General features: G+C 36.0%; 1 pseudogene. It reads right to left on the bottom strand.

What is annotated here, in order from left to right:
* Positions 1 to 200, bottom strand: a pseudogene (locus tag TEPIDINF_RS14825) (transposase); the annotation flags it as partial.
* Positions 201 to 358: the final 158 nt, after the last annotated feature.

The raw sequence follows: 358 nt of genomic DNA, 5'->3' as shown, positions 1-358 counted from the left end.
CCGTTGTGAGTAAGCAAAAGCTTCTCAACATCGTGCTTCCATTCTACTAAGGAAATATTGTAATTTTCACCCAGTCTAACAAACATATCTTTTGCATAGTCAGATATGGTATCATCAATCACTTGTCAGCGATATTTTACGACCAGAACAAGATGATAATATAGGAGGAATACAGAATGGTTATTACTGTCTAATTTCATTGATATATAGCCTTTCATTTATATAAGACTGATTATATCATAGCAAAAAAAGACAACTTTAGGCTACGCCTAACCGAAATTCATCTCCCACTTTCACTGGTGCTGGCACACCTTCACGTTTAGAAGTGGGAGACTTCTTTCGGAGGGAAGTTAAAAAA

This window comes from Tepidibacillus infernus (assembly GCF_048898065.1).
In the GTDB taxonomy this organism is placed as follows: domain Bacteria; phylum Bacillota; class Bacilli; order Tepidibacillales; family Tepidibacillaceae; genus Tepidibacillus_B; species Tepidibacillus_B infernus.
Note: the sequence above shows the minus strand (reverse complement) of the source record. Positions and strands in the feature narration are given on the sequence as shown.